The organism is Actinomadura terrae (genome assembly GCF_022751215.1).
Taxonomy (GTDB): domain Bacteria; phylum Actinomycetota; class Actinomycetes; order Streptosporangiales; family Streptosporangiaceae; genus Spirillospora; species Spirillospora terrae.
The window spans coordinates 426,818-453,487 of the sequence record NZ_JAICDG010000007.1; the positions used below are offsets into that span (position 1 = coordinate 426,818).

Consider the following 26,670-nt stretch of genomic DNA (forward strand, 5'->3'; position numbering starts at 1 on the left):
GGGTCTTTCCTTCGTGGCTGCTGGAATTCGGGCATGGGTCGGATACGTGGACGTCCGTGGTGGACGCACGGGACATCGCGCGGTAGGCGATGGGCTCCCCCGAGGTTCAGCAGCCGCGAGGTGGGACGAACACTAGCCGCCGTCGGCCGCCCGTCCAACCGAATATGTCGGCGTCCACTCCCCGCCGCTCCACGGGGAACGCGCGCCCGGCCTAGTGCATATGCACTAGGCCATGTGGACGCCTCGTCGCGACGCACCAGAGAAAAGACGGCGGCGGGAGACGATGCCGGGCATAGGCGCCGGAGGGAAATGTGGGTGGCGCGTGAATCTCGCGTATTTCCCTTGCCAACGGCGTCTGGAGTGATCGACAGGTGGCGACATATCTCTATCGGATCGGGCGGTGGGCCTTCCGGCGGCGCCGCCTCGTGGGCGCGCTGTGGCTGGCCGCCCTGGTGCTGGCCGTGGTCGCGGCCGCCACGGCGCCGTCCGGCGAGGACGAGGACCTCGCCATGCCCGGCACCGAGTCGCAGCAGGCGTTCGACCTGCTGGACGAGCGGTTCCCCCAGAGCAACTCCCAGGGCGCCGAGGCCCGCCTGGTCTTCCAGGCGCCGGACGGGCAGCGGGTGACGTCCACGCGGAGCAAGGCGGCCGTCGCCGCCGCGCTCGGCTCGCTGAAGGGGGGCGACCAGGTCGCCGCGACCACCGACCCCTACCGGACCGGCGCCGTCAGCAAGGACGGCACGATCGCCTTCTCCACGATCACCTACACGGCGGACGCCGTCGACCTCGCCGAGCCGACGAAGAGCGCCCTCGAAGCCGCCGCGGGCAAGGCCCGCGACGCGGGACTGACCGTGGAGATCGGCGGCTCGGCCCTGGACGCCGAGGAGGCGCCCGGCGGCACCACGGAGATCATCGGCGTGGCGGTGGCGGCGGTGGTGCTGATCCTCGCCCTCGGGTCGCTGGTCGCGGCCGGGCTGTCGCTGCTGACCGCGTTCTGGGGCGTGGCCATCAGCTTCGGCCTGGTCAGCGCACTGGCCGTGCCGCTCGGCCTGACCTCCACCGCCGCCATCCTGGCGCTGATGCTGGGGCTCGCGGTCGGCATCGACTACGCGCTGTTCATCACCTCCCGCTACCGCGACGAGCGCGCCCGGGGCGGCGAGCCGGAGGAGGCCGCGGGACGGGCCGTCGGGACCGCCGGATCCGCCGTCGTCTTCGCGGGCGCGACCGTCTTCATCGCGCTCGTCGGGCTCGGGGTCGTCGGAATCCCCGAGCTGACCAAGATGGGCATGGCCGGCGCGGGCGCCGTGGCCCTCGCCGTGCTGGTCGCGCTCACCCTCGTTCCCGCGCTGTTCGGCTTCTTCGGGCGGCGGGTGCTGTCCCGGGCCGTCCGCAAGGCGCCCCCGCCAGACGGCGGGGCCCCCGTCGCGGACGGACGGCCCGGGCTCGGCACCCGCTGGGCGCGGTTCGTCCTGCGCCGGCCGGTGGCCGTGCTGCTGGCCGCCGGACTCGGGCTCGGCGCCGTCGCGCTCCCGGCGCTGAGCCTCGAACTCGGCCTGCCCGGGGACGAGTCCAAGTCGGTGGAGACCACCCAGCGCCGGGCCTACGACCTGCTGTCCGACGGCTTCGGCCCCGGCTTCAACGGCCCGCTCACCGTGGTCGTGGACCTGTCGGGGTCCGCGAACCGCCGGGCCGCCGCGGACCTGGTCGCCAGGACCGTCCGCGGGGTGGACGGCGTCGCCTCGGTCGGTGACCCGGTGCTCAGCCGGAACGGGGACACGGCCGTCCTCACCGCCGTCCCGACGACCGCGCCGAACAGCGGCGAGACCAAGGACCTGGTGCACGCGATCCGGGACGCGGCCGGCGGCGTCGAGGCCGACACGGGCGCGGGCGTCCTGGTGACCGGCACCACCGCGTTGAACATCGACATCTCCGACGCCATGTCCGACGCCCTCGTCCCCTACCTGGCCGTGGTCATCGGCCTGGCGGTGCTCCTGCTGCTGGTGGTCTTCCGCTCGGTGCTGGTCCCGGTCAAGGCCGCGCTCGGCTTCCTGCTGTCGGTGGGCGCCGCCTTCGGCGTCGTCGTCGCCGTCTTCCAGTGGGGCTGGGCGGCGGACCTGATCGGCATCGAGCAGACCGGCCCGGTCATGTCGCTGATGCCGATCCTCATCATCGGCATCGTGTTCGGCCTCGCCATGGACTACGAGGTCTTCCTCGTCAGCCGGATGCGGGAGGCCTACGTCCACGGCGCACCCCCCGGAGAGGCGATCGTGCACGGTTTCCGGCACAGCGGACGGGTGGTGGCCGCGGCGGCGATCATCATGATCAGCGTGTTCACCGGGTTCGTCGGGATGAGCAACCCGACGATCCAGACGATGGGCGTCGGCCTGGCCTCCGCCGTCGCCTTCGACGCCTTCGTGGTCCGGATGGCGATCGCGCCCGCGGTCCTGGCGTTGCTCGGCGACCGGGCCTGGTGGCTGCCCCGTACGCTGAACCGTGTGCTCCCGAACGTGGACATCGAAGGCGAGGCGCTGAGCAGGCGCGCCCCGTCCTCCGCGCCGCTCCTGCCGCAGCTCCCCCACGGCGGGCGCTGAGCCGGCCATGACGAACGGAGGCGCGCGATCATGGTGGCGCGAGGCGGCGGTCACGGCGGCGGCGTTCGCGTGCTGCCTGCTCGGCGGTGTGCTGCGGGCCGGTGACACGGTGGGACCGCCGCCCGGCGCCGCCTACGTGATCGCCGTGGTGTCCTGCGCCGTCCTGCCACTGCGGCACCGGGCACCCGTGGCCGCCGTCGCGGGCACGACCCTGTGCGGCGTGCTGGCGCAGCCCCTGGACCTCCTGCTGACCCCGCTCACCGTCGCCCCCGTCGTGATCACCGCGTACTCGCTCGCCGTGCGCACCGAATGGCGCGCGGCGGGCGCGGTGACGCTCACCTCCGCCGCGCTGCTGGTCGCCTCGGTCCTCCTGTTCGAGGACCTCTCCTGGAAGGACGCGAGCAGGATGGCGGCGGTGGCGGCGTCCCCGCTGGTGGCGGGCGTCCTCGGTTACTCGACGCGGAACCGGCGGGCCTACCTGGCGGCCATGGAGGAGCGGGCCAGGCGGGCCGAGGAGAGCCGGGACAGCGAGGCGCGCCGGAGGGTCGCCGAGGAGCGGGTCCGCATCGCCCGGGAGCTGCACGACCTGGTCGCCCACCAGATCACCCTGGCCAACGCGCAGGCCACCGTCGCCTCCCACCTCTTCGACGTCCGCCCCGAACAGACCCGGGAGAGCCTGCGAGAACTCGTCGGCACCACCAGGGACGCGCTCGACGACCTGCGGGCCACGGTCGGCCTGCTGCGCCAGACCGGGGACGCGGTGGCGCCTTCCGAACCGGCGCCCGGACTGTCCCGGCTCCCCACCCTCCTCGACTCCTTCCGCCGCGCGGGCCTGGAGGTGTCGGTGCACCAGGAGGGCCCGGCCAGGCCGCTGCCGCCGGGGGTGGACCTCACCGCGTACCGCATCGTCCAGGAGGCCCTGACCAACGTGACCAAGCACGCCGGCACCGGGAGCGCCCGGGTGCGCCTCGCCTGGAGGAACGACCGCCTCACCATCACCGTCGCCGACGACGGCACGGCGCCCGCGGCACCGGACCGGCCGTCCGGCTACGGTCTGATCGGGTTGCGCGAACGCGCCACCGCGGTCGGCGGGCACCTCTCCGCGGGCCGGCGTCCGGAGGGCGGCTTCCTCGTCTCCACCGAACTGCCCCTCCCGCCCGCCCGTGACACGACCACGGGGGACGCGCCATGACTCTCCGGGTTCTGCTCGCCGACGACCAGGCCCTGCTGCGCGGCGCGTTCCGGATCCTGCTCGACAGCGCCGACGACATCACCGTGGTCGGCGAGGCCGCCGACGGCGCCGAGGCGGTGCGGCTGACCCGGGAACTGCGTCCGGACGTGGTGGTCATGGATATCCGCATGCCCGAGGTGGACGGCCTCACCGCCACGTCGGAGATCTGCGCGGACCCGGACCTGCGCGGCAGCCGCATCCTGATCCTCACCACCTACGAGACCGACGAGTACGTCGCCCAGGCGCTGCGCGCGGGGGCCGGCGGCTTCATCGGCAAGGGCATGGGGGCCGGGGACCTGCTGGACGCCGTGCGGACGATCGCCGCCGGCGACACCCTCCTCTCCCCCGCCGCGACCCGCTCCCTGGTCGCCCGCTTCCTCGCCACCCCGGACGGCCTCCCCGCGCACCACCCGGAACAACTCGCCGTCCTCACCCCGCGCGAGCGCGAGATGGTGGCCCTGGTCGCGACCGGCCTGTCCAACCAGGAGATCGCCGAGCGGATGTTCCTCAGCCCGTTCACCGTCCGCGCCCACGTGCAACGCGCCATGACGAAGCTGGACGCCCGCGACCGGGCGCAACTCGTCGTCATCGCCTACCAGACGGGCCTCGCCCGGCCGATCGACCGCCGGTCGCCGGACGACCCGGTCGGCTAGGTCGCCCCGCATGGTCGGATACTTCCCCGTGAACCTTCCATCGCCGATCTTCGTAGCCGGCACCGGCCGGTCGGGAACATCGCAGCTCGCCGACATCCTCGGCGAGCATCCCGAGATACACAGGATTCCGATCGAGACCAGGTTCCTGGTCGACCCGGGCGGCTTCAGGGACCTGGCGGACGCGCTCACGGTCCGGTACGACCCCTACGTCGGGGACGACGCCCTCCGCAGGCTCAGCGACTTGCTCACCGTGCGGCTTGTGGGCCGCAAGGACATCGATCGCGGTCACACCGTCCCCGAGGCCATCGGCGAGCGGCACTACTGGAACGCGGTGGGACGCCTGTGGTCGGAGCTCGTCGCGACCACGTTCGACGAGTCCGTGCCGGCGGCAGGGTCCGGCCATACCGACTGGGCCGCCGGGCCGTTCGAGCGCCAGAGCCGCCGCCGGGCGATCCCGAGGTACTTCGGCGATCGGAGCGAACTGCTCAAAACCCTTCGTCGCTCAGTAGACGAAATGTTCGGCGGGGCCGCGGCCGACGCCGGAAAACCGGCATGGTGCGAGAAGACACCGTTCAACCTCTTGTGCATGGAATTCCTTTGGGAACTCGTCCCCGAGGCGACCATCGTCCACATCAAGCGCCACCCCGTCGCAGTGGTCGCCTCGCACGTCGACCAACCGTGGGCGCCGTCAACGGTCGAGGGTGTGCTCGCCTGGCTCAAGCCGATCTACGACCGCTGGCTCACCTGGAAGGCGACCGCCGATCTCGGCAGCAGGCGATACGGCGAGGTCAAGGCGGAGGACCTCGCCGCCGACTGGCCCACCCGGCGAGAAGCGCTTTTCGAGAGCGTCGGCGTTGACGACTTCGCGACCACGTCGACATTCCACCTCCGCGGCCTCACCCACCGCGACGGCCAGTTCGACAGCACCACGCGCACTCTGATCGAACGAACACTCGCAGATGTCATCCCCGCCATGGGATACACCTAGGCGCACCCCGAACCGTGTGACGGGCGCCTTTCAGGCGGCCTTGCCCTTCCGCTGAAAGAGTGTGAGGAGAACTCCGCCGAAGGACCATTTGTGAGCCGCGTGGAAACGCGGGCCCCTTTGCAGCGCCGCTCGGTTGCGCAGGGAGACAGGCGTCTCCAGCTTGCCAGTCGGCGAAGCCGCCCAGCGCGGCGGCCCCTACGATTCCGGAACCTTGATCGGCGGTTGAGGGTTCTCGGCCGGTTCGGGCCTGCCACCGGGACGGTGTCCGGCAGAAGTCTCCGAGATCGGTTCAACGTGACACTGGAAGTCATGGCTCCAGAAGACAGCTTCAACCGAGACGCGACGAAGGCGCCCATGAACCCGAACTCGGTCACCATGGTCGACGGATATGTGCCGGTCATCGACATCTCCGCGCGGCGCACCGGCTCCGGCCGCGCCGCACTGGCCCAGGCGATCGGCAAGGCCTGCCGGACCTCGGGTTTCTTCGTCATCGTCGGCCACGGAATCCCGTCCGAGCTCATCGACCGGATGCACACGGCGACCACGGCGTTCTTCGAACTGCCCGACGCCGAGAAGGACCGGATCGCGCACCGCCCCGGATTCTCCGGATTCCGCAGGTCCGGCGGCACCACCGCCCAGAGCCTCGACCGCAGGACGCCGCCCGACCTGTGCGAGACCTTCGGCGTCCACGTCACGGGAGAAATGGGCGACCGGGAACGCGAGGCGCTCGGCGACTACTGGGCGACCTGGAAACTGGCCAACCTGTGGCCGAGCGACCCGGCCGAGTTCAAGGACACCTGGCAGGAGTACCTGACCGCGATCCACGCGCTGGCGGCCGACCTGCTGCGGCTGTGCGCCCTGGCCCTCGGGCTCGACGAGGGCCATTTCGACGACAAGTTCGACCGGCACGTCTCGTCGCTGGTCGCCAACTTCTACTACCCCCAGGTGGACGAGCCGCTGCCGGACCAGCTCCGCAGGGGCGCCCACACCGACTTCGGCGGCCTGACCGTCCTCTACCAGCAGGACGACAAGGGCGGCCTCCAGGTCCTCCAGGGCGAGGACGCCTGGCGCGACGTCCGCGCCATCCCCGGCAGCTTCGTGATCAACATCGGCGACCTCATGGCCCTGTGGACCGGCGGCCGGTGGGTCTCGACCATGCACCGGGTCGTCAACCCCGAACGCGCGGACACCTCCTCCCGCCTGTCCATCCCGTTCTTCTTCCAGCCCAACCACGACGCCGTGATCGAGCCGCTACCGCCCCTCACCCCGGCTGCCGACAAGCAAGGGCCCCAGGCCGTCATCGCCGGTGAATGGATGGCCATGAAGACCCAGAAGTTGTTCGCCCCCGCCCAGTAGACCGCGGGGCCCTCGGAGCCGTCCTTGCCCAGGCCGGGGACGGCTCCGGGGGCCGGCTACGAGCCCGCCGTCCGATCCGGGCCGAAGCGGCGCTGGTACGCCGACGGGGTGACGCCGGTCTCGCGACGCATCAGCGTCCGCAGATTGGCGGCGGTACCGAGCCCGCTGCGCCGCGCGACCACCTCGAAGCGGGACTCGCCCCGCTCGATCAACCGGCAGGCCAGGGCGAGCCGTTCGCCGGTGAGCCATCTCAGCGGCGTCGTGCCCAGCTGCGCCTGGAAGCGGCGGTGCAGGGTCGCCGGGCTGACCGCCGCGCGCGCCGCCAGGGCGGCCACCGTGAGCGGCGCGTCCAGCCGTTCGTTGGCCCAGTCCAGGACGGGTGCCAGGGACTCGTCCGGGAGGTTGGGCATGGGACGCTCCACGAACTGGCGCTGCCCGCCGTCCCGGTGCGCCGCGAACACCAGCCGCCGGCTCACCGAGTTGGCGACCTCCGCGCCGTAGTCGCGGCGGACCACGTGCAGCCCGAGGTCGAGGGCGGCCGCGCTCCCCGCGGCGGTGAGGATGTCACCGTCGTCCACGAACAGCACGTCCGATTCGAGCCGCACGGAGGGGAAGCGGGCCCGGAAGGAGTCCGCCCACTGCCAGTGCGCCGTGGCCCTGCGCCCGTCGAGGACTCCCGCTTCGGCCATGGTGAAGGCGCCGCTACAGAAACCGATCAGGCGCGCACCGCGCGCGTGCGCCCGCCGGATGGCGTCGAGCACGTCCGGGCGGCGCGGGACCTCCACGTCGGGGCGGTTGGGGACGATCAGGGTGTCCGCCGCGTCGGCCTCCTCCAGCTCGGCGACCCCGGTGAGGGTGAAGAACCCGTCCCGCATGACGGTGCTCGGCTCGGCGGCGCAGAGCCTGAAGTCGTAGAGGTCACGGCCGAGCTCGGGCCTGCGCAGCCCGAAGACCTCGGTCGCGCAGCCGAGTTCGAAGGGGTTGGAGTTCTCGTCGACGATCACGACGACCCGGTGCGACCCCGCCTGCGAGGATTCTTTCGCCATATGCAATTCCTAGCACTCACGCGGCGCGTTCGAACCCCCGAGGATGGGCCCATGAGCAACGAACCCGTCCTTCTCGGCAAGGCTCTGGCCTCCTTCGACGCCGTGTGGAGCCCGCGCATCGTCACCCGCGTCAACGACTACGACGTCCGCGTCGCCAAGGTCGAAGGCGAGCACATCTGGCACGTCCACGACGACACCGACGAGTTCTTCCTCGTGCTCGACGGAGAGCTGCACATCTCCCTGCGCGAGCCCACAGGAGAGCGCACGGTGCTGCTCCCCCAGGGCGCGGTCTTCACCGTTCCCGCAGGCACAGAGCACAGGCCCTACGCACCGTCCGGTGCCTCCATCCTCCTGTTCGAGCCCACCGGGACGTCGACGGTGGGCGACCGCCACGACGAGATTCCGGACCACGTGGACGCGACGATCGGCCACGCACTGGAGTCCTGAGCCACAGGGCCTGGTGTCGGACGGCTCCCCGGGGAGGGCTCCCCCTCCCCGGGGTTGAGGACGCGGCGGGGCGCCCCGGACGGCCGTCAGCCGTCCTCGTCGTGGAGGTCCATCAACACGATGTCGGCGGCGCGGGCGCGGACGTCGGCGCGGGTGCGGCCCGGATGGTCCGCGGCGAGGAAATGGCTGCCTATGGCCAGGCAGAAGGCCAGCAGGCTCCGCGCCTCGACCTCCTCGGGATCCGAGCAGAACGTGCCGATCATCTCGCGCGCCAGGGCGATGCGCTGGTTGTCGACGCGGCGCAGGCGCTCGGAGACCGCCTCGTCGCGCCGTGCCCAGTCCCGGACGGCCAGGTCGATCGGCAGCAGGCGTTCCCCCGACAGCGTCAACCGGCCGGCAAGCCGGATCTTGGTCCGGGCGTCGCCGCCCTCGCGAGCGACGCGAGCCAGGACGTCGTCGATGCTCTCGCGCTCCCAGACGTCCAGCATCGCCTCCAGGAGCGCGTTCCGGTCGGCGAAGTACCCGTAGAACCCGCCCTTCGTCACGCCGAGCCTCTTGGCGAGCGCCTCAATGCGCACGGCGTCGGGCCCGCCGGCGGAAAGTGCCCGCAACCCTTCCTCGATCCATGCGGACCGCGGCGTTCGAACGGCTCCCACGGTGTGACCCACCTCATTCCCCAAGATCTATACGCACCCGTATATATAGGCCTAGCCTCGATATATACGCCAGCGTATACGGATGGGGTCGAGGAGGAGATCATGTCGAACCGGCTGCCGCATACCGAGCACACCTCGCGCCCGTGGCGGATCCACGAACTGACGCGGGACTTCCGGGTGGAGGACGTGTGGCGGTACCGCACCCCCGGGGCGGGTCCGGACGACTTCCCGCTCATGCTCGACGCGCTGGAGGCGCTCGCCGGCCCCGCGAACGCGGGGCCGGCGGTGCGCTTCCTGTTCGCGGCCCGCTGGAAGCTCGGCGCCCTGTTCGGCTGGGACAAGCCCAAGGCGAGCCTGGGGACACGGGTCCGGTCGCTGCGGGAGATCCTGCCGCCCGACCTCCCCGCGGCCGCAGACGGCGTGGCCGTCCGCGGCACTCCGTTCACGCGGCTGTACGTCCTTGAGGACGAGTACGCCTTGGAACTGGCGAACAAGACCGTGCACACGGTGTGCCACATGGGATGGGTGCCGGCCGGCAACGGCGAATACGAGCTGCGCATGGCCGCGCTCGTCAAGCCCAACGGAATGTTCGGGCGCCTGTACATGGCCTTCATCAAGCCGTTCCGGTACCTCATCGTCTACCCCGCGCTGACCCGGCAGTGGGAACGCGCGTGGCGCGACCGGGCCCGCCTCGTCCCGGGCACGGAAGGCCACAGCGTTCGCTCCTGAAGGAGACCGCGCAGGCGACCAGTCTCACTCCGCCAGGGCCTCGCGGAGAAACTCGCGGATCTCCGCCTGGGCGTCCGCCGCCTGGGGTTCCACGCCCGGCAGGGTGAGGAACGCGTGCCGCGCCCCCGGATATTCGGTGAGGCGCACGGACGTCCCGGCCGCCCGCAGTTCCTCGGCGTAGCGGCGGCCGTGATCGGCGACCGCGTCCTGGGTCGGCACCACGACCAGCGCGGGGGCGAGCCCGCTCAGGTCGTCCGCGTACAGCGGGGAGAGCGCGCGGGCGTCGGCCTCCGGCGGGATCGCGAGTCGCCGCAGGAACCGGAGGAGCGGCATGGCGGGGCTCGGGCTGTAGGCGTACTCGGTGATGGAGGGGTAGTCCAGCATCGTCTCGCTCACGTCGACCGCGGGGTTGACCAGCACCTGCGCCCTGAGCCGCAGGCCGGCGTCCCGGGCCCGGATGGCGGTCAGGGCGCTGATCAGCGCGCCGAAGCTCTCCCCGAAGACGGCCGTGCGCGCCGGGTCGACGCCCCACTCCGAGGCATGCCGCAGGACGTGCTGGAGGACGTCCCACCCGTCGTCGGCGGCGTTCGTGAGGGGGCTGTCCGGCGCGACGAGACGGTGCTCGACCGAGACGACCAGGGCGGGCAGCCGTGCGGCGAGGTGGCTGCTGGTCCAGTCGCACTGCGCCGCCGTGCCCACGAACCCGCCTCCGTGCACATGGATTACGAGCGGCAGACCCGCGCCGGCGGCTTCACCCTCGTCCGTCGACGCCGGCCGGTACACCCGGACCGGGAGGTCACGGCCCGGCAGCTCCACGCTCTGCCACTCGATCGCGGCCGCGGGGTCGGGCTCCCCGATGAACGCCCACGCCTCGCTGGACGCCCGCCAGTCGTTCTCCGCGGTGCGGTAGGCGATCAGTTCCTCGGTCGTCATCGTCTCGAAGTCCGGCTCCGGGGGCCGCTTCGCAGCAGTGGTCTCGCCCATGTCTCCCTCTCCTTCCCCTGGCCGAGGACCCTCGGCCAACGTGTTGCACACAGTATGCACGCGGTGCGTGCAATGGCAAGTGCATGGGCTAGGCTCGGCGCGGACGAGAGGGGCGAGATGGCAGGTCGACGGCGTTGGACCACCGAGGAGATCCTGGACGCGGCGGTGGATCTGCTGCGCACGAGCGACACCGAGTCGTTCAGCGTGCGCAAGCTCGCCGCCGCGCTCGGGACCGACTCCTCCAGCCTCTACCGGCACTTCCGCAACAAGACCGAGCTGCTGCGCGCGGTCGCCGACCGGATCCTCGCCGCCGCGATGGACGGCTACCGCCCCGCGGGCGACTGGAAGCAGCGCATCACCGCCACGGCCCTGCGCCTGCGAGAGGCCTTCGGGGAGCACCCCCAGCTCGCCGCGGTCTGGGGACGCTACGCGTCCGGCGGCACCGGTTCCCGGCTGGTCATGGAGGAGGTGCTACAGGCATTGCGGGCCTCGGGCCTGCCCGAGGAGGAGATTCCGTCCCGCTACCACCGGCTCGTGATCCTCCTGGCCGCACTGATCGCCTCCGAGGCGAGCATCGGCGTCCTGACCCCCGGCGAATACGAGCAGGGCATGGAGCACTTCCGTGTCGCGGTCCTCGGCGCCGACCCCGACCGCTTTCCCGCCCTGGCCCACTTCGCCCGCGAGATCCGTCCCCTCGGCGCCGACCGCCGCGCCGCGTTCGAAGAGATCCTCGCCGCCCACATCGCCCAGATCGAGACCGCGATTCCCTGACCCGGCGGCCGACCGGACGAACGTGGCGCCGTTCGACGCCGCACAACCCCCAGGTTTTGGGATGGCTCGCCTTTCTGGGCTCGGGCATCGTGAGGGAGTAGCAGCACAGGCACGGACTCGCGCCGCTCGGGCGCCAAGCCCGAAGAGAAGAATGGGAATGAACCTTCCCGATCTTGACGGGCGGAATTGCCTGAACGCACCCAAATCGATCCTACGGAAGGCGAGGACTTCATGGCTGCACCAGTGGGGCAGAGCAACTGGCGGTTCTGTTCGAAGTGCTTCGGCTTGTGGTACAACGGGCTGCCCACGAACGGGGTGTGCCCCGCGGGCGGCTCCCACCAGGCGTTCGCGTCCTCGGCCGGTCCGGCATCCGCCCCGGCGGCGCCGCAGGGCGGGCCCGGGAGCTGGGATTACCTGCTCGCCGCCGATCCCGCGGTCTATCCCAATGAATGAGTAGGGATTCCGAACAGGCCGAGACACAGGGCCCGCACATCACCGGATGTGCGGGCCCTTTCCGCTATCTGCCCCACAGCCCCGCCGGTGGCAGCCCTACCTTCCGCGGGCCGCCTCCTCCAACTCGTCGATACCGCCGGACATGATCGCGCGGACGTGCTCGGTGATCTGCTCCAGCGGCCAGTCCCACCAGGCCAGCGCCAGGAGGCGGCCGATGTCGGCGTCGCTGTAGCGGCGCCGGATCAGCCGGGCGGGGTTGCCGCCGACGATGCCGTAGTCGGGGACGTCGTCGACGACCACGGAGCCGGAGGCGACGACCGCACCGTGGCCGATGCGGACGCCGGGCATCACCGTGGCCCGGTAGCCGAACCAGACGTCGTTGCCGATCACGGTGTCGCCCCGTCCGGGCAGGCCGGTGATGAGGTCGAAGTGCTCGGTCCAGGAGCCGCCCATGATCGGGAAGGGGAAGGTCGAGGGCCCGTCCATGCGGTGGTTGGCGCCGTTCATGATGAACCGCACGCCCTCGCCCAGCGCGCAGAACCTCCCGATGATCAGCTGCTCGGGCCCGTAGTGGTACAGGACGTTGCGGGTCTCGAACGCGGTCGGATCATCCGGGTCGTCATAGTAGGAGAACTCGCCGACCTCGATCAGCGGCGAGGTGACCAGCGGCTTCAGCAGCACCACCCGCGGCTGCTCGGGCATGGGATGCACGACGGTCGGGTCGGCGGGGACGAGCGGCATGGTGAATCGCTTCCTCGGTGGAGTTTCTTGTGGGCGTCCGGACGTCTGGCGGTGGCGGCGCCCCCAAGGTCAGGCGGGCGCCCTCCCACCGAACCCGTGCAAGCGTATGGTGCGCACCGGATGGTGCCCACGACCCTGACGAAAGAGCACCACGGCTCAATCGGTCGCTCAGGTGGGTCAGCCGGCGGACTCGCCGAACCAGCGGGAGAGGTGGTCGTTCAGGTCCTGCTGGTCGTCACCGATCCAGGCGACGTGGCCGTCGGGACGCAGCAGGACGCATGGCGCCTCCAGTGCCGCGCCGGGGTCGGCGAGGTAGTCGACCCGGTCGGACCAGCCGCCGACGGTCAGGCGTTCGGTGCGGTCCAGCAGCAGGCCGCGGCCGCGATCCAGCAGGTCGTAGAGGCGGCCGTTCTTCACGTCGATGTCGTGCATGCGGCGGCCGAGCAGCGCGGGCCCCTCGCCGAAGTCGTAGCGGACGCCGATCGCGGTGATCTTCTCGAGCAGATGGCGGTTCACCTCGTCGAAGTCCATCAGTTCGGTGAGGAGGCGGCGCACGGCCTGCGGGCCCGGTTCGGTGGACAGCAGTTCCATCTGGGCGCGGGTGTTGTCCAGCACCTCCTCGGCGACCGGGTGACGCTCGGAATGGTAGGTGTCCAGAAGTGTTTCCGGCGCCCAGCCGCGGACCTGCGCGGCGAGTTTCCAGCCGAGGTTGAAGGCGTCCTGCACGCCCAGGTTGAGGCCCTGACCACCGGTGGGCGGGTGGATGTGCGCCGCGTCACCGGCCAGCAGGACCCGGCCGACCCGATAGCGATCGGCCAGCCTCGTGGCATCGCCGAAGCGGGACAGCCAGCGCGGGGAGTGCACGCCGAAATCGGTTCCGGCGATGGCGCGCAACTGTTGTTTGAAATCCTCAAGCGTGGGGGGTTCCGCGCGATCGCTGACTTCTGCGGCGGGGACCACGACACGGTAGACACCCCCGCCGAAGGGGCCGAAGCTGAACGTCTTGTTGGTCTCGCGGATTTCGGCGACCTTGGCGGCGACCTCCTCGCGCGGCGCCTCCACTTCCAGCTCGCCCATCAGCGTCTCGGTCCGCGAGGGCTCGCCGGGGAAGCCGACGCCGAGCAGTTTGCGCACCGTACTGCGCGCGCCGTCGCAGCCGACGAGATAGCGCGCCCGCAACCGCTCCCCGCCGGCCAGTTCGACGGTCACGCCCTCATCGTCCTGTTCGAATCCGGTCAGCGCGCAACCGCGCCGGACCTGCGCGCCGAGTGCGATCGCGTGTTCTTCGAGCAGGCGGTCGATGACCGGCTGCGGGAGGCCGAGCAGGTAGGCGTACGCGGAGTCGAGGCCTTCCGGCGCGGGTTTGTCGATGGCGGCGAAGTAGGCGCCCGCGGGACGCCGCCTTCCGTGTTCGAGAAGGCGTTCCAGCAGTCCGCGCATCGCCATCAGTTCGAGGCTGCGAATATGCAGACCGACGATGCGGACGAACGACGCGGGTTCGGTCTCCTTTTCCAGAACGAGGACCCGCACATCGTGCAGCCGCAGTTCGGCGGCCAGCATCGCGCCGGTCGGCCCGCATCCGGCAATGATCACGTCGAATGTGCGGTCGCGCTCGACAGTGTCGTTCGACGACGACTCGGCGGTGGATCGCGGAGAGTGCATAGGTGTTGCCTTTCGGGAGTGCCCTGTGGTGGGGCGCTCCCGGCGACACCTACGTCAATCGCCCAACCGCGACCGGAAGGGGAGCACCCACGTCGATACTGCGTTCATGGGTCTCACCTCCTCGGGCGGTGTCACGGCCAGGAGCAAGTTACAAGCCCCGGCGTCATGCCGTCCAGCCATTTACACCTGCCCGCCCTCGATGCCACGGGCCGCTGCCGGTCGTCACTTGTCCATCGCGTGATCGACGGTCGTGCCTCCCGCAAGGGTCTCGGGCATGGGGATCTTTGCGGCGCGGGGCCGCCGGGTGAGCCGGTGGGCCAGTTCCGACAGCCCGAGGGCGAGCAGCGCGATCACGGCGGCGGCCGGGGCGAGCCGGTCGGCGCCGAGCCAGCCGATGCCGACGGCCCCGGCCATGCCCGACAGGGAGATGGCCAGGTAGAGGATGGCGGCGTTGAGCGACACGTAGACCGAGGCCGCGGCCGGGTCCAGGGCGATCAGCCGGTGCTGCTGGGGGGTGGTCAGCGCCCAGGCCGGGATTCCGTAGGCGACCACCATCACGGTCGCGGCGGCGAAGGAACCGGTGGTCAGCGGCATCACCAGCAGCGCCAAGAAGAGAAGTGCGATCGCGCCGGACGCGACGGTACGCCCGCCGAGCCGGTCGGCCAGTGCCCCGCCCGCGTAGTTGGCCAGCGTGCCGACCAGGCCGAACACGAACAGCAGCAGGGCCAGCCGGTCGGGGTCCCCGCCGGTCGCGGGCTCGAAGACGGCGGAGATGTAGGTGTAGGGGATGTAGACGGCGGTGAAGCCGACCAGGGTGGTGCCCATCAGCGCGAGCGCGCGCGGGTCGCGCAGCGGACGCAGCCGCTCGCCGAGGCCCTCGGGCGCCGGGGCCGTGATCTGCCTGGGTACCAGTGCCAGCACGGTCCCGATGCCGAGCACCGCCAAACCGGCCAGGAACCACACCGTCGCGCGCCATCCCAGCGTCCCCCCGAGGACGGTCCCGATGGGCGCGCCCAGGGCGGTGGCGGCGGTGAACCCGGTCATGACCACGGCGATCGCCCGGCCCCGGCGCTCGGCGGGCACGAGTGCCGCCGCGGTCACCGACGCCGCCGGGACGAACAGTCCGGCCCCCACCGCGGCGACCATCTGCGCCGCCACCAGCGCCGGGAACGTCGGCGCGACCGCGGTGGCGGCGTTGCCCGCCAGGTAGACGCCGAGCGCGAGCAGCAGAATGCGGCGTCGGGGCCAGCGGGCGGTCAGCGTGCCGAGGACCGGCGCCAGCAGCGCGCAGACCAGCGCGAACGCGGTGACCACCTGCCCCGCTGCGGCGATCGAGATGTCGAAGGTGTCGCCGAGCAGGGGCAGCACTCCGGCGAGGACGAACTCGTCCGTCCCGACCGCGAAGACTCCGAGTCCAAGGGCGAGCACGCTCCAGCGGGCGTGCCGCGTCCGTCCGTCATCCGCCACCATGACCTCCAAAACGGTACCGATCAGTTCCATGTGATGGGACGGTACGGTACCGATCGGTTCCGTTTTTGGGCAAGTCGCGGTAGTCTCGGCGGTATGCCGACACGCGCCCGCGAACGCCTGGTCCAGGCCGCCGAGGACCTCTTCTACGCCGAGGGCATCCAGGCGGTCGGCGTGGAACGCCTGCTGGAGCGGTCCGGCGTGGGCCGGGCGTCCTTCTACCGCCACTTCGCCAGCAAGGACGACCTGGTCGCGGCGTTCCTGCGGGAACGGGACGAGACCTGGCGCCGCGCCCTGGCCGAGGACGTCGCGGCGCGCGGCGACCATCCCCTGGCCGTCTTCGACGCGCTGGAGGCGGGCTTCGGCCACGACTACCGCGGCTGCTCGTTCATCAACGCGATGGCCGAGATCGCCGACACCGACCACGCGGTCTACTCGCTCGCCGACGACCACAAGCGCGCGGTCACCGCCTACATCGACGGACTGCTCGCCAAGGCCGGGTACGCCGACCACGCCGAACTCGCCGAGCAGTTCGTCCTGCTGCTGGACGGGGCGATCGTGACCGCGCAGCGCGTCCGCGCCCCCGAACCCGCCCGCCGCGCCCGCGCGATCGCCGCGACCCTGCTCGCCAACGCCGAATCCTGACCGTGCCGCCGGGAACGGCCAACTGGTCACGCCCGGGGGTCCGACGTCCAGTAATGAATCACCCCTACTAAGGCCGCCCGCCCTGGCGGCCGGACGCGTGGTCATCCCGATCCGCCGGTCCTGGCCGGTGCGAATACGGAAGAATCCGGCCATGTCCCGCAAACCGCTACGGCCGCTTTCGGCGCACGAGGCCGAGGCGCATTCCCGCGTCGAGCTGAACGTGGATCTGGAGATGTACCAGGAGGCGCGCCGGTACGCGGTGCCGCGGCGGCTGATCGAGGCCGCCACGGAACGGCGGCTGGCGGGGGACACCGCCGGCGCGTTCGCGGCTGCCGCAGTCGACCTGGACGTCGATCTCTCCGCCGCCGCGGCGCACGGGCCGGAGATCGCCGAGCAGGTCGCCGACGACCTGCGCCATCTCGCCTCCGATCTCCTGCGCTGGAACGTCCCGCGAATGCTCAACCCGCGCGGCGGCGTCGTCGACAGGATCGGTGTGCTCCGGCGGTATCCGGTCCCGGGCGAGGGGCACGTGACCCTGACGGTCGAGCGCGGGGACGGCGCCGATCCGTCCCGGCCGGTCGTACGGCTGATGACCGCCACGGCGGGCGCGGCCCCGACGTTCCGCGGATACGGGAAGTACCGCCTGCACCCGGCCTTCTGGGACGTCCGGCGGACCGGTGGGCTGCGGGCCCTCTGCGGGGGCGCCGACCGGATCCCGTTCTTCCACCCCGACGGCCGCCGCCTCGCGGTGGACGAGCTTCCCGACGGCCCCCGTCCGGACGATCCGGTCGCCCATGCCGAGTGGCTCGCCCTCCTGTGGGATCACGAACGCATCGGCGAGGCCCTCACGGCATGCGGGATCATCGCCGGCGAAGACGCGCTCGCCGACTGGCGGATCTGGCCGCCGATCGCCCTGGAACGCCTGGTCGCAGCGGCCCGGGACGTGCTGGACTCGGCGCGGACGCGATCGGGCGGGGACGGGCGCGAGGCGGTCTGGCTGGACGAGTACCGGGAGTATTCGGGGGCGCCCGATCTGCACCTGTCGTTCGAGGCCGACGGGACGGTGTCGATAGGGCACCGGTATCCCCGCCCGGACGAGGAACGGTTCCTGTCCATGCCCGAATATCGGCACCCGGTCGATTTCGAATTGCTCCGGTTCGGTCGCCTGGAGCCGGACGACCTCCACCCACTGGTTAGGCGAGCCCTCTTTCCAGCACTGGAGTCCGATCCCAGGAACAGTTCCTCTTCTGCTGAATCCGGTGGGCAGGCGGATTTGCTGGCCCGGGCCCAGTACGGCGACTCGGCCGGGGTGATCGAGCTTCTGGAGGCCGGCGTCGATCCCGCCGTGCACACCGATCGGGGCCGGTCGCTGCTGCACCTGCTCCCCGTCCTCGACCACGAGGCCCTGCTGCCTCGGCTGCTGGCCGCCGGCCTGGACGTCAACGCCCTCGACGACTGGGGCCAGACCCCGCTCCACGCCGCGATGGAGGGGGCTCCGCGGGGCATGCGGCACACCAGCGACCTGGTCCGCCGGTTGCGCGCCCTCGGCGGCATCGACACGTGCAAGAAGCGGGGCCTGCCGTGCAGCCCGCACGGTTTCGAGGAACCGGAAGGTCAGGCGCGCGACGATCGGCCGGCCGCGCCGTCCGACGGCACCCTCGACCACGCCCGGTCCGCGGCGTCGCGTTCGGACGCCCGCACCATGGCCCGCCTGGCCCGGGTGCTGTACGCGGCCGGTGCGAGTCCGCGCGAGGTGCTGCGCGAGTGCCATGAGGTCGACTTCCCGGACGAGTTCTTCCTGATCGCGGACCACCTGCTGGACGATCGGCATGCGTTCGACTTCACCGTCCAGCCCTGGCTCATGGCCGGACCGCCACGCAGGGGGCGGGCCGCGTCGCACTCCCACCTCGATGAATGGGCGGAGGAGCAGATCCTCGCCCATGACCGTGATCTGGTTCCGCTGGTGGAGCTCCGCAACCGCCACGCGACCCACGGCGGCATGGTGCTCTGCTACCGGTTGGGCGAACTCCGCGCCGGCCGCTCCACGGTCTTCGGCATCTCGCCGTTCGACCTCGACGCCGGCGTGGAGCGGTGCGGCGCGTCGCTGCTGGACGTCCTTCTCACCTACCACGTCGAGCTCGAACGCTGGCTGGGGCGGCGCGGGGAGGCCGCCCGCGATGAGGACCGCGCCGCCGACCACTGGTGGGCGGCCGCGATCGAGCCGGCCCTCGCGCACCTGCGCCGCTGGCTCCCCGGCCAGGACCCGGCCATCCCGCACGAGGAGGACCCGATCCCGAGTCTGCGCGCGGCGGCCTCGCGTGCGGACTTCTACTCGATGGCCCTTCTCGCCCGGGCGCTCTACCGGGCCGGAAAAGGACCGCGTGAGGTGCTGCGGGAGTGCTACGGGGTCGATTTTCCGGACGAGTTCTTCGTGCTCGCCGAAGCCCGTCCGGAACTGGCGATGGAGTTCACCGATCAGCCATGGCAGCTGGCGGTGCCCCTCGACAGGGGCGGACCGCCTCTGCGGCCGGGCCCGAGAGCCAGGGTCGAAAAGCAGATCCTCGCCTTGGAACCCGATCTCCTCCCGGTGTTCTCGCTCTATGCCGACTATCGGCACGCCCACGGCGACATCACGTCCCCGCCGCCGGCCAGGCACGGCGGCCTGCTGATCTGCTACCGGCTCGGCGACCTCCGCGAAGGCCGCTCGGCCGCCTACGGCGTTCCGCGCATCTCCGGACGCGAGAAGGCCGATGAGCTGACCGCCCTCGACGTCGTCCACTGCGGAACGTCCCTGTTCGACGTCCTCCACGAGCACTTCGCCGACCGCCATGACCTGGACGAATGGGAGTCCTCCCAACCGTGGAACCGCGGTGCCGGGTCCATCGACGACGAGGAGGTGGACGCCTCACTGGAGGTCGTACAGGAGATCGAAGCACTGCGGCGACGCCTGTGAGACCGGCCGGGAACGGCGTCCTGGAGGCGGACCGGAGCCTCCGGGCAGGCTAGGACGGCGGCGGGCCGGAACGCATCCCCGCCGTCACCGCCCGCAGCGGCACTATCTCAAGTGCCCAAACATTCATGGCCAAGACTGGCACACAGCGCAAAGCGGAAGCGGGCGCGCGCGCGGCAGAATTAGCTTGATGCCAAGATATCCGACGCCGTCCGCTCGCTCGCCCGCCGCACCGGCGGACGGGCGTCCCCGGGCCGGCGGCGCGATGCCCCGTCCTGCGCCCGCGGACCGCTGACGCGCGAGAGATGTGAGGTGGTTGCCATGATCATCGGAGTTCTCAAGGAGGATCCGCCCGGCGAGCGGCGGGTGGCGGTGACACCGGACACCGTTACCGAACTACAGAAACTCGGGTACGAGGTGGTCGTCGAGTCCGGCGCCGGAGCCGGGGCCGGCTTCCCGGACGACCGGTACGAGGCCGCGGGCGCCGCCATCGGCGACACGGACGCCGCCGACGTGGTGCTGGGCGTCAACCCGCCCGCTCCCGGGCAACTGGACGCGCTGCGACCGGGCGCCACGCTGATCGCCCTGCTGAGCCCCCGGCTGAGGCCGGACCTGGTGGAGGACCTCGCGAAGCGTCCCATCACGGCACTGTCCCTGGACGCGGTCCCCCGGATCTCCCGGGCGCAGTCGTTCGACGTGCTCTCCTCGATGGCCAACATCGCCGGGTACCGGGCGGTGATCGAGGCCGCGCACGAGTTCGGGCGGTTCTTCACCGGCCAGGTGACCGCGGCGGGCAAGGTGCCACCGGCGAAGGTGCTGGTCGCGGGGGCCGGTGTCGCCGGGCTCGCGGCGATCGGCGCGGCCGGCAGCCTCGGCGCGATCGTCCGCGCCACCGACCCGCGGCCCGAGGTCGCCGACCAGGTGCGCTCGCTCGGCGGCGACTACCTCGCCGTCGCCGAGGCCCGTCCGGACGACGCTCCGGACACCGGCTACGCCAAAGAGATGTCGGACGACTACAACGCCCGCGCCGCCGCGCTCTACGCCGACCAGTGCCGCGACGTCGACATCATCGTCACCACCGCGCTCATCCCCGGCAGGCCCGCGCCGACGCTGATCACCGCCGAGATGGTGGCGACGATGCGGCCGGGCTCGGTGATCGTCGACATGGCCGCGGCCAACGGCGGCAACGTCGAGGGCACGGTCCCCGGCGAGCGGGTGGTCACCGCGAACGGCGTGGTCATCCTCGGCTACACCGACCTGGCCGGACGGCTGCCCGCGCAGGCGTCCCAGCTGTACGGCACCAACCTGCTCAACCTGATGAAGCTGATGACCCCGCAGCGGGACGGCGCGCTCGTCCTGGACTTCGACGACGTCGTGCAGCGCTCGATGACCGTCGTCCGCGAGGGCGAGCTGACCTGGCCGCCTCCCCCGGTGCCGGTGTCGGCGGCACCGGTCGCCGTCCAGCCGGAGCAGCCGGTCACCGAGGCGGACGAACCGTCCCGCAAGGCGAACCCGGCGCTGCGCAGGCTCGGCACCGCCGCCGCGGCCGCCGCGCTGTTCGGCCTGGTCGCGCTCTCACCGGCGGCGTTGCAGGTGCACCTGACCGTGTTCGCGCTGGCCATCGTGATCGGCTACTACGTCATCGGGAACGTGCACCACGCCCTGCACACCCCGTTGATGTCGGTGACCAACGCGATCTCCGGGATCATCGTGGTCGGAGCGCTGGTGCAGATCAGCGCGGGCAACGCGGCGATCACCGTGCTCTCGCTCGCGGCGATCCTGCTCGCGAGCATCAACGTCTTCGGCGGATTCGCGGTCACCCGCCGCATGCTCGCCATGTTCGTCAGGAGCTAGGCGATGACGATCGCAACCGCCGCGACCGCGGCCTACATCGTCGCGGCGCTGTTCTTCATCCGCGCGCTGGCCGGGCTCTCCCGGCACGAGTCCGCCCGCCTGGGCAACACCTACGGGATGCTCGGCATGACCGTGGCGCTCGTCGCCACCGTCGCCCTCACCATCGACGACGGTATCGGCGTCCCCGCGTTCGCGCTGCTCGTGGCCGCGATCGCGGTCGGCGCGCTGATCGGCCTGAACCGGGCGAAGGCGGTGGAGATGACCGCGATGCCCGAGCTCATCGCCCTGCTGCACAGCTTCGTCGGGCTGGCCGCCGTCCTGGTCGGCTGGAGCGGCTACCTGCACGTCGAGCGCCACCCCGGCGGGACGGAGGCGACCGACCTCGCCCGCGAGGACATGCTCGGCATCCACAGCGCCGAGGTCTTCATCGGCGTGTTCATCGGCGCCGTCACCCTCACCGGCTCGGTCGTGGCCTTCGGCAAGCTGTCGGGACGGCTCAAGTCCGCGCCGCTGATGCTGCCGGGCAAGAACCTGCTCAACATCGCGGCGCTCGCCGCGTTCGCCGCGCTCACGGTCGTGTTCGTGGTCGAGCCCCAGGCGTGGGCGCTGGTCGCGGTCACCGCGGTCGCGCTGCTGCTCGGCTGGCACCTCGTCGCCTCCATCGGCGGCGGCGACATGCCGGTGGTGGTCTCGATGCTCAACAGCTACTCCGGCTGGGCGGCCGCCGCGTCCGGGTTCCTGCTCGGCAACGACCTCCTGATCATCGTCGGCGCGCTCGTGGGCTCCTCCGGCGCCTATCTGTCGGCCATCATGTGCAAGGCGATGAACCGCTCGTTCCTGTCGGTCATCGCGGGCGGCTTCGGGCTGGAGGCGCCCGCCGCGTCCGGCGGCGACCAGGGCCGGCACCGGGAGATCACCGCCGAGGAGACCGCCGAGGCGCTCGCCGCGGCCTCCTCGGTGATCATCACCCCCGGCTACGGCATGGCCGTCGCGCAGGCGCAGGCCCCGGTCGCCGCGCTGACCGAGCGGCTGCGGGACTGCGGCGTCCAGGTCAGGTTCGGCATCCACCCGGTCGCCGGCCGCCTCCCCGGCCACATGAACGTGCTGCTCGCCGAGGCCAAGGTGCCCTACGACCTCGTACTGGAGATGGACGAGATCAACGACGACTTCGGCGCCGCCGACGTGGTCCTGGTGATCGGCGCCAACGACATCGTCAACCCCGCCGCCGAGGAGGACCCCACGAGCCCCATCGCCGGGATGCCCGTCCTGGAGGTGTGGAACGGCGGGCAGGTCATCGTGTTCAAGCGCTCCATGGCCACGGGGTACGCCGGCGTCCAGAACCCGCTGTTCTTCCGCGACAACACCCACATGCTCTTCGGCGACGCCAAGGAACGGGTCAACGACATTCTCCAGGCTCTCGACCGCACCACGCCCGCGCTCGGCCGTCCCAAGGCCGTCGCACGAACCTGATTCCACGACATTTCCTCGGTCGGTGCGGCCGGGGCGAGGTGGTTTTTACCAGACCTGCCCCTCGGGCAGGTCCCCTATTTCGGGGGCTGACAGGTGCAGCACTTCGTAATGTTCGGTCGCCTCCTCATCCGACGCGGAGGATTCGGCCCACACCACGAAACGCACCAACTGCCAATGGTGGGGGTCGACGGCCAGTGCGGCGGTGTGGACGCCGTCCTGGCCGGAGAGCCGTCGTAGCTGTTCGACCTCCCCTGCGATCAGTTCGGTCAGGCCCAGTCCGGTGCCGTCCACGTCCGCGTCGGGAGGCATCGAGGTGAGGCGACGTGAGGCCGCCCTGGGACGTGCCGCACGGGCGGGGCCGGAATGGCAGGCGATGCCCGTCCAGTGCCGGGCGACGGGGCGGCCGAAATCCCGGAGGATGTTCTGGAATCCCCCGCCACCGACGAGGAAGTGGGCCATCGCGCCGGTGTCGTTCCACAGGTAGAAAGGGGCGTACTGGTTGACCGGTGAACCGCCGGCGCCGCGTTCGCGGATGACGTAGGCCTTCAGGCCCAGCCCGGCCCGGTCGTCGAGGACGTGGCCGCCCTTGGCGACCCGCTTTCGGATGATCCGCATGTCATAGTCGGCGGGCAGGGTGATCTCGTACTGTTTCGCATACACGGACTCTGCTGCCTTTCCTCTCGGCCTATCGGCGCACAGGCGAGCAGGCGAGGTATTCGCTCTCGGTGACGTGCAGGACCCGGCCGAAGACGCGCATGAATGGGCCGCTCTATTCACGGGTGGTGGAGACGTGGGCGGCCAGTAGGCCCAGCACCCCCGTGATCGCCTGGTCGAACGGCTGTGCGGAGTCGGCGGCGCGCGCCAGGACATAGGCGCCCTGCAAGGTCGCGACTATCGTCGCGGCGGTGACCCGCGGGTCCAGCGCGGCGTCCAGTTCGCCGCTGTCGCGCCCCTCGTCCAGCAACTCGGCCAGGCGTTTCCGCAGCCAGGCGAGGGTTTCGTCGACGGGGGTCCGCAGCGCCGGGTCCGCCATGACATCGGGGTCCTGGGTGAGGCGTCCTATCGGGCAGCCCTTGAGGACGTCCCGCTCCCGGTTCAGATACGAGGTGACGCGCTCCATGACGCTCCCCGGCGCGGAGAGCTGTTCCTCGGCCTTGGCGCACATCTCCTCGGCGGTGCGCCGGATCGCGGCGAGCGCCAGGTCCGGCTTCCCGGTGAAGTGGTGGTACATGCTGCCCTGCCCGGCCCCGGCCCGCTGCTGGATCGCCTTCGGGCTGGTGCCGACGTAACCGCGTTCCCAGAGCAGTTCGCGCGTGCTCTCGACGAGACGTTCCGCAGTGCTCATGCCAGGAGTGTACATACTCGTAGGTACAGACGGTTGCCTCCCGGAGCCCGTGAAGTTTTTAAAGAAATCGGAGACGCGGTGTCGGATCGGGGTGGTGGTGTTCGTAGCAGGGGTGAGGCCGCCCACGAGGGGCGCCGACATGGAGGCGCGATCATGAAGCTGACGACCATGACCCAGGTCACCGTCGACGGGGTGACGCAGGGAAACGGCGGCGCGTCGGACGAGGACCGCAGGAACGGGTTCGACCGCGGCGGCTGGGCCCTGGGGAGGGGCGACGACGGAACCCACGCGTTCATCAACCAGACCTACCAGCGCGCCGACGCGTTCCTGTTCGGACGGCGGACCTACGAGCTGTTCGCCGGTTCGTGGGGGTCCTGGACCGCCCAGGACGTCTCCGGCTGGGAGGGCGTCTGGCGGGCGTTGAACACGCGTCCCAAGTACGTCGCGTCGACCACGCTCACCGATCCGGCGTGGTCGGGCACCACCGTCCTGCCCGGGGACGTCGCGGCCGCCGTCCGGAAGCTGAAGGCCGAGTCGGAGGGTGAACTCCAGGTCCACGGCAGTGGCACCCTGATCCGGTGGCTGCTGGAGAACGACCTGGTCGACGAGCTGACGCTGATCGTGATGCCGGTGGTCCTCGGCCAGGGCGCGCGGCTGTTCCCCGAGACCGGCCCCGACCTCGCGCTCGACCTGGTCGAGTCGCGCGCCGACTCCAAGGGCGTGACGATCCAGGTCTACCGGCCGGCCGGGCGTCCGCGGTACGCGACCTCGGCCTGACGTCCCCGGCCACCGAACCACACCGTTGTGACACCACAGGAGATGATCTTTGATGCAGTACCTGGTTTCCGTCATAGACGACAAAAGCAATCCCGGCAGCACGGACAGGCAGCCCGCCATCAGCGCGTTCAACGAACGTCTGATAGCCGACGGCTACTGGGTCTTCGCGGGCGGGCTCGCCGACACCGAGGCGGCCACGGTCATCGACAACCGGGGAGAGCAGGCGGTGTTCAGCGACGGACCGTTCCTGGAGTCCAAGGAGTACCTCGCCGGCGTCTGGGTGTGGGAGGCCCCCGACCTGGACGTGGCGCTCAGGCTCGCCGCCGAGGCGTCGAAGGTCTGCGACCGCAAGATCGAGGTGCGGCCGTTCCTGTGAGCGGGACCAACGCCCATGACGCGGTCACCCGGGCCCACCACGCCGAGTGGGCCCGGGTGGTCGCCGCCCTGACCAGGCGGTTCGGTGATCTCGACATCGCCGAGGAGGCGGCCGCCGAGGCGTTCGCGACCGCCGTCCAGCGGTGGCCGTCCGACGGTGTGCCGCCCAACCCCGGCGCCTGGCTGACCACCACCGCGAACCGCAAGGCCATCGACCGGATCCGGCGCGAGAACAAGCGCGGCGGCAAGCACCAGGAGGCCCAGAGGGTGTACGACGACGACCCGGCCGAGCCCCTCGGCGCCATCGACGACGACCGGCTCCGGCTGATCTTCACCTGCTGCCACCCGGCGCTGGGGACCGAGGCCAGGGTGGCGCTGACGCTGCGCATGGTCGGCGGCCTGACGGTGCCCGAGATCGCCCGCGCCTTCCTGGTCCGGGAGACCGCCATGGAGCAGCGGATCACCCGCGCGAAGGCCAAGATCAAGGCGGCTCGCATCCCGTACCGGGTGCCGTCCGCGGAGGACCTCCCGGCCCGGGTGTCCGGGGTGCTCGCCGTCCTGTACCTGGTGTTCAACGAGGGCTACCTGGCGACCGGCCCCGGCACCGATCCCCTCCGTCCCGGCCTGACCGCCGAGGCGATCCGGCTCGCACGCCTGGTCCGCGCCCTCATGCCCGACGACGATGAGGCGGCCGGGCTGCTGGCGCTGATGCTGCTCATCGAGGCCCGCCGCACCGCCCGGGTCTCGGCCGACGGCGAACTGGTCCCCCTGGCCGAGCAGGACCGCGGGGCCTGGGACGCCTCGCTGATCGCCGAGGGGCACCGGTTGGTGCGCGAGCGCCTCGCCGCTGCCGCCGCCGGGACGGCCCCGGGCCGCTACCAGATCCTGGCGGCGATCAACGCCGTGCACACCTCCGCCCGCGACGTCCGCGACACCGACTGGTCGCAGGTCCTCGCCCTCTACGACCAGCTCGTCCGCCTCGACGCCTCCCCCATCGTCGCCCTCAACCGGGCCGTCGCGGTCGCCGAACTCGACGGACCGCAGGTCGCGCTGGCGGCCGTCGACCGCCTGGAAGACAAGCTGGCCGGCTACCACGCCTACCACGCCACCCGCGCCGACCTGCTGCGCCGGCTGGGCCAGAGCGCGCAGTCACGCGCGGCCTACGACAAGGCCATCGAGTTGGCGGGCAACACCGCCGAGACCGCCTACCTGACCCGCCGCCGCAACCAACTGCGCTAACTCAGGCGAACCTGGACCTGCACGGTCAGCGGCGACTCGAGATCGCAGTACGACGACCACGCCACAAGCGTGAGCGCCCTAATGCACAGAAGCTTCCGGGGCGTATAAGGCCCCCGGGACTGGCAGGAGTCGTTGATCGAGTGATCTGTGTTCCTTGTGCTGGGAACTGTGGAGGTCACCGTCTGTGGTCATCGGGGGCGTAGCGGTTCCAGGCCCCGCCCGCTTCGGCCGCGAGTCGAG

Annotated in this window: 24 protein-coding genes; 16 read left to right on the top strand and 8 right to left on the bottom strand. The window is 71.2% G+C overall.

Annotated features, from left to right (window positions below; all coding sequences use genetic code 11):
• The first annotated feature begins 371 nt into the window (after positions 1–371).
• From K2F47_RS36070 to K2F47_RS36090, 5 genes are all read left to right on the top strand, one after another.
• On the top strand, positions 372–2,591 hold the full coding sequence (locus K2F47_RS36070) for an MMPL family transporter (RefSeq protein ID WP_242910662.1): 2,220 nt from the start codon (positions 372–374) through the stop codon (positions 2,589–2,591).
• Positions 2,592–2,598: 7 nt separating this feature from the next.
• The gene (locus tag K2F47_RS36075; RefSeq protein ID WP_242910663.1) at positions 2,599–3,783 is read left to right on the top strand and encodes a sensor histidine kinase; all 1,185 of its coding nucleotides are present in this window, start codon (positions 2,599–2,601) and stop codon (positions 3,781–3,783) included.
• Positions 3,780–4,475: a response regulator transcription factor gene (locus tag K2F47_RS36080; RefSeq protein ID WP_242910664.1), complete on the top strand. Its 696-nt coding sequence runs from the start codon at positions 3,780–3,782 to the stop codon at positions 4,473–4,475. The genes K2F47_RS36075 and K2F47_RS36080 overlap by 4 nt, the downstream gene beginning before the upstream one ends.
• 28 nt (positions 4,476–4,503) lie before the next feature.
• Complete coding sequence (locus K2F47_RS36085; RefSeq protein ID WP_242910665.1) at positions 4,504–5,463, top strand: sulfotransferase; 960 nt, start codon at positions 4,504–4,506, stop codon at positions 5,461–5,463.
• A gap of 309 nt (positions 5,464–5,772) precedes the next feature.
• Positions 5,773–6,819, top strand: a complete 1,047-nt coding sequence (locus K2F47_RS36090) for an isopenicillin N synthase family dioxygenase (RefSeq protein WP_242910666.1) — start codon at positions 5,773–5,775, stop codon at positions 6,817–6,819.
• Between the two features lie 56 nt (positions 6,820–6,875).
• Here the strand turns inward: K2F47_RS36090 and K2F47_RS36095 are convergent, their stop codons facing one another.
• Positions 6,876–7,865 carry a helix-turn-helix domain-containing protein gene (locus K2F47_RS36095; protein ID WP_242910668.1) on the bottom strand — a complete coding sequence of 330 codons (990 nt, stop codon included), beginning with the start codon at positions 7,863–7,865 and terminating at the stop codon, positions 6,876–6,878.
• A 51-nt stretch (positions 7,866–7,916) separates the two neighbouring features.
• Here K2F47_RS36095 and K2F47_RS36100 point away from each other — a divergent pair, with 51 nt between their 5' ends.
• Positions 7,917–8,312, top strand: a complete 396-nt coding sequence (locus K2F47_RS36100; RefSeq protein ID WP_242910669.1) for a cupin domain-containing protein — start codon at positions 7,917–7,919, stop codon at positions 8,310–8,312.
• Between the two features lie 86 nt (positions 8,313–8,398).
• Here the strand turns inward: K2F47_RS36100 and K2F47_RS36105 are convergent, their stop codons facing one another.
• A complete protein-coding gene (locus K2F47_RS36105) occupies positions 8,399–8,923 on the bottom strand; it encodes a TetR/AcrR family transcriptional regulator (RefSeq protein WP_242910670.1) in 525 nt (174 codons plus the stop codon).
• 147 nt (positions 8,924–9,070) lie between these two features.
• Between K2F47_RS36105 and K2F47_RS36110 the strand changes: the two genes are divergently transcribed.
• The gene (locus K2F47_RS36110) at positions 9,071–9,697 is read left to right on the top strand and encodes a DUF2867 domain-containing protein (protein WP_242910671.1); all 627 of its coding nucleotides are present in this window, start codon (positions 9,071–9,073) and stop codon (positions 9,695–9,697) included.
• A gap of 24 nt (positions 9,698–9,721) precedes the next feature.
• Here the strand turns inward: K2F47_RS36110 and K2F47_RS36115 are convergent, their stop codons facing one another.
• Positions 9,722–10,681 (bottom strand): alpha/beta hydrolase, encoded by a 960-nt coding sequence (locus K2F47_RS36115; RefSeq protein ID WP_242910672.1) that lies wholly within the window; start codon positions 10,679–10,681, stop codon positions 9,722–9,724.
• 117 nt (positions 10,682–10,798) lie between these two features.
• Between K2F47_RS36115 and K2F47_RS36120 the strand changes: the two genes are divergently transcribed.
• Both K2F47_RS36120 and K2F47_RS36125 read left to right on the top strand, forming a co-directional pair.
• On the top strand, positions 10,799–11,452 hold the full coding sequence (locus tag K2F47_RS36120) for a TetR/AcrR family transcriptional regulator (protein WP_242910673.1): 654 nt from the start codon (positions 10,799–10,801) through the stop codon (positions 11,450–11,452).
• 231 nt (positions 11,453–11,683) lie between these two features.
• Positions 11,684–11,905, top strand: a complete 222-nt coding sequence (locus tag K2F47_RS36125; protein ID WP_242910674.1) for a hypothetical protein — start codon at positions 11,684–11,686, stop codon at positions 11,903–11,905.
• A gap of 96 nt (positions 11,906–12,001) precedes the next feature.
• Here the strand turns inward: K2F47_RS36125 and K2F47_RS36130 are convergent, their stop codons facing one another.
• From K2F47_RS36130 to K2F47_RS36140, 3 genes are all read right to left on the bottom strand, one after another.
• Entirely contained in the window at positions 12,002–12,646 is a 645-nt protein-coding gene (locus K2F47_RS36130) for a CatB-related O-acetyltransferase (protein WP_242910675.1), read from the bottom strand.
• A 177-nt stretch (positions 12,647–12,823) separates the two neighbouring features.
• Positions 12,824–14,308 (bottom strand): rifampin monooxygenase, encoded by a 1,485-nt coding sequence (gene rox, locus K2F47_RS36135; RefSeq protein WP_272497918.1) that lies wholly within the window; start codon positions 14,306–14,308, stop codon positions 12,824–12,826.
• A gap of 222 nt (positions 14,309–14,530) precedes the next feature.
• Positions 14,531–15,808 (bottom strand): MFS transporter, encoded by a 1,278-nt coding sequence (locus tag K2F47_RS36140; RefSeq protein ID WP_242910676.1) that lies wholly within the window; start codon positions 15,806–15,808, stop codon positions 14,531–14,533.
• Positions 15,809–15,871: 63 nt separating this feature from the next.
• On the opposite strand from K2F47_RS36140, the gene K2F47_RS36145 reads away from it, so the two are divergent.
• The 4 genes from K2F47_RS36145 to pntB all read left to right on the top strand — a co-directional run bounded on the left by K2F47_RS36145 (position 15,872) and on the right by pntB (position 22,694).
• On the top strand, positions 15,872–16,420 hold the full coding sequence (locus tag K2F47_RS36145; RefSeq protein ID WP_242910677.1) for a TetR/AcrR family transcriptional regulator: 549 nt from the start codon (positions 15,872–15,874) through the stop codon (positions 16,418–16,420).
• Between the two features lie 151 nt (positions 16,421–16,571).
• Positions 16,572–19,373, top strand: coding sequence for an ankyrin repeat domain-containing protein (locus K2F47_RS36150; RefSeq protein WP_242910678.1), 2,802 nt, complete (start codon positions 16,572–16,574; stop codon positions 19,371–19,373).
• Between the two features lie 318 nt (positions 19,374–19,691).
• Positions 19,692–21,224, top strand: a complete 1,533-nt coding sequence (locus K2F47_RS36155) for a Re/Si-specific NAD(P)(+) transhydrogenase subunit alpha (protein ID WP_242910679.1) — start codon at positions 19,692–19,694, stop codon at positions 21,222–21,224.
• 3 nt (positions 21,225–21,227) lie between these two features.
• Complete coding sequence (pntB, locus tag K2F47_RS36160; RefSeq protein ID WP_242910680.1) at positions 21,228–22,694, top strand: Re/Si-specific NAD(P)(+) transhydrogenase subunit beta; 1,467 nt, start codon at positions 21,228–21,230, stop codon at positions 22,692–22,694.
• Between the two features lie 45 nt (positions 22,695–22,739).
• On the opposite strand, the gene K2F47_RS36165 is transcribed toward pntB, so the two are convergent.
• Positions 22,740–23,354 (bottom strand): DUF4865 family protein, encoded by a 615-nt coding sequence (locus tag K2F47_RS36165; protein ID WP_242910682.1) that lies wholly within the window; start codon positions 23,352–23,354, stop codon positions 22,740–22,742.
• Positions 23,355–23,463: 109 nt separating this feature from the next.
• Entirely contained in the window at positions 23,464–24,039 is a 576-nt protein-coding gene (locus tag K2F47_RS36170) for a TetR/AcrR family transcriptional regulator (protein ID WP_242910683.1), read from the bottom strand.
• Positions 24,040–24,192: 153 nt separating this feature from the next.
• Here K2F47_RS36170 and K2F47_RS36175 point away from each other — a divergent pair, with 153 nt between their 5' ends.
• The 3 genes from K2F47_RS36175 to K2F47_RS36185 are packed head-to-tail and all read left to right on the top strand — an operon-like array spanning position 24,193 to position 26,430.
• The gene (locus tag K2F47_RS36175; RefSeq protein WP_242910684.1) at positions 24,193–24,816 is read left to right on the top strand and encodes a dihydrofolate reductase family protein; all 624 of its coding nucleotides are present in this window, start codon (positions 24,193–24,195) and stop codon (positions 24,814–24,816) included.
• A 52-nt stretch (positions 24,817–24,868) separates the two neighbouring features.
• The gene (locus K2F47_RS36180) at positions 24,869–25,192 is read left to right on the top strand and encodes a YciI family protein (protein WP_242910685.1); all 324 of its coding nucleotides are present in this window, start codon (positions 24,869–24,871) and stop codon (positions 25,190–25,192) included.
• Entirely contained in the window at positions 25,189–26,430 is a 1,242-nt protein-coding gene (locus tag K2F47_RS36185; RefSeq protein WP_242910686.1) for an RNA polymerase sigma factor, read from the top strand. The genes K2F47_RS36180 and K2F47_RS36185 overlap by 4 nt, the downstream gene beginning before the upstream one ends.
• Positions 26,431–26,670: the final 240 nt, after the last annotated feature.

What these genes read in the sequence shown, in the direction of transcription:
- K2F47_RS36075 (WP_242910663.1), top strand. Translation starts at nt 2,599, where the DNA reads ATGACGAACGGAGGCGCGCGATCATGGTGGCGCGAGGCGGCGGTCACG.
- K2F47_RS36080 (WP_242910664.1), top strand. Translation starts at nt 3,780, where the DNA reads ATGACTCTCCGGGTTCTGCTCGCCGACGACCAGGCCCTGCTGCGCGGC.
- K2F47_RS36090 (WP_242910666.1), top strand. Translation starts at nt 5,773, where the DNA reads ATGGCTCCAGAAGACAGCTTCAACCGAGACGCGACGAAGGCGCCCATG.
- K2F47_RS36095 (WP_242910668.1), bottom strand. Translation starts at nt 7,865, where the DNA reads ATGGCGAAAGAATCCTCGCAGGCGGGGTCGCACCGGGTCGTCGTGATC.
- K2F47_RS36100 (WP_242910669.1), top strand. Translation starts at nt 7,917, where the DNA reads ATGAGCAACGAACCCGTCCTTCTCGGCAAGGCTCTGGCCTCCTTCGAC.
- K2F47_RS36110 (WP_242910671.1), top strand. Translation starts at nt 9,071, where the DNA reads ATGTCGAACCGGCTGCCGCATACCGAGCACACCTCGCGCCCGTGGCGG.
- K2F47_RS36115 (WP_242910672.1), bottom strand. Translation starts at nt 10,681, where the DNA reads ATGGGCGAGACCACTGCTGCGAAGCGGCCCCCGGAGCCGGACTTCGAG.
- K2F47_RS36120 (WP_242910673.1), top strand. Translation starts at nt 10,799, where the DNA reads ATGGCAGGTCGACGGCGTTGGACCACCGAGGAGATCCTGGACGCGGCG.
- K2F47_RS36125 (WP_242910674.1), top strand. Translation starts at nt 11,684, where the DNA reads ATGGCTGCACCAGTGGGGCAGAGCAACTGGCGGTTCTGTTCGAAGTGC.
- K2F47_RS36130 (WP_242910675.1), bottom strand. Translation starts at nt 12,646, where the DNA reads ATGCCGCTCGTCCCCGCCGACCCGACCGTCGTGCATCCCATGCCCGAG.
- rox (WP_272497918.1), bottom strand. Translation starts at nt 14,308, where the DNA reads ATGCACTCTCCGCGATCCACCGCCGAGTCGTCGTCGAACGACACTGTC.
- K2F47_RS36140 (WP_242910676.1), bottom strand. Translation starts at nt 15,808, where the DNA reads ATGGAACTGATCGGTACCGTTTTGGAGGTCATGGTGGCGGATGACGGA.
- K2F47_RS36145 (WP_242910677.1), top strand. Translation starts at nt 15,872, where the DNA reads ATGCCGACACGCGCCCGCGAACGCCTGGTCCAGGCCGCCGAGGACCTC.
- K2F47_RS36150 (WP_242910678.1), top strand. Translation starts at nt 16,572, where the DNA reads ATGTCCCGCAAACCGCTACGGCCGCTTTCGGCGCACGAGGCCGAGGCG.
- K2F47_RS36155 (WP_242910679.1), top strand. Translation starts at nt 19,692, where the DNA reads ATGATCATCGGAGTTCTCAAGGAGGATCCGCCCGGCGAGCGGCGGGTG.
- pntB (WP_242910680.1), top strand. Translation starts at nt 21,228, where the DNA reads ATGACGATCGCAACCGCCGCGACCGCGGCCTACATCGTCGCGGCGCTG.
- K2F47_RS36170 (WP_242910683.1), bottom strand. Translation starts at nt 24,039, where the DNA reads ATGAGCACTGCGGAACGTCTCGTCGAGAGCACGCGCGAACTGCTCTGG.
- K2F47_RS36175 (WP_242910684.1), top strand. Translation starts at nt 24,193, where the DNA reads ATGAAGCTGACGACCATGACCCAGGTCACCGTCGACGGGGTGACGCAG.
- K2F47_RS36180 (WP_242910685.1), top strand. Translation starts at nt 24,869, where the DNA reads ATGCAGTACCTGGTTTCCGTCATAGACGACAAAAGCAATCCCGGCAGC.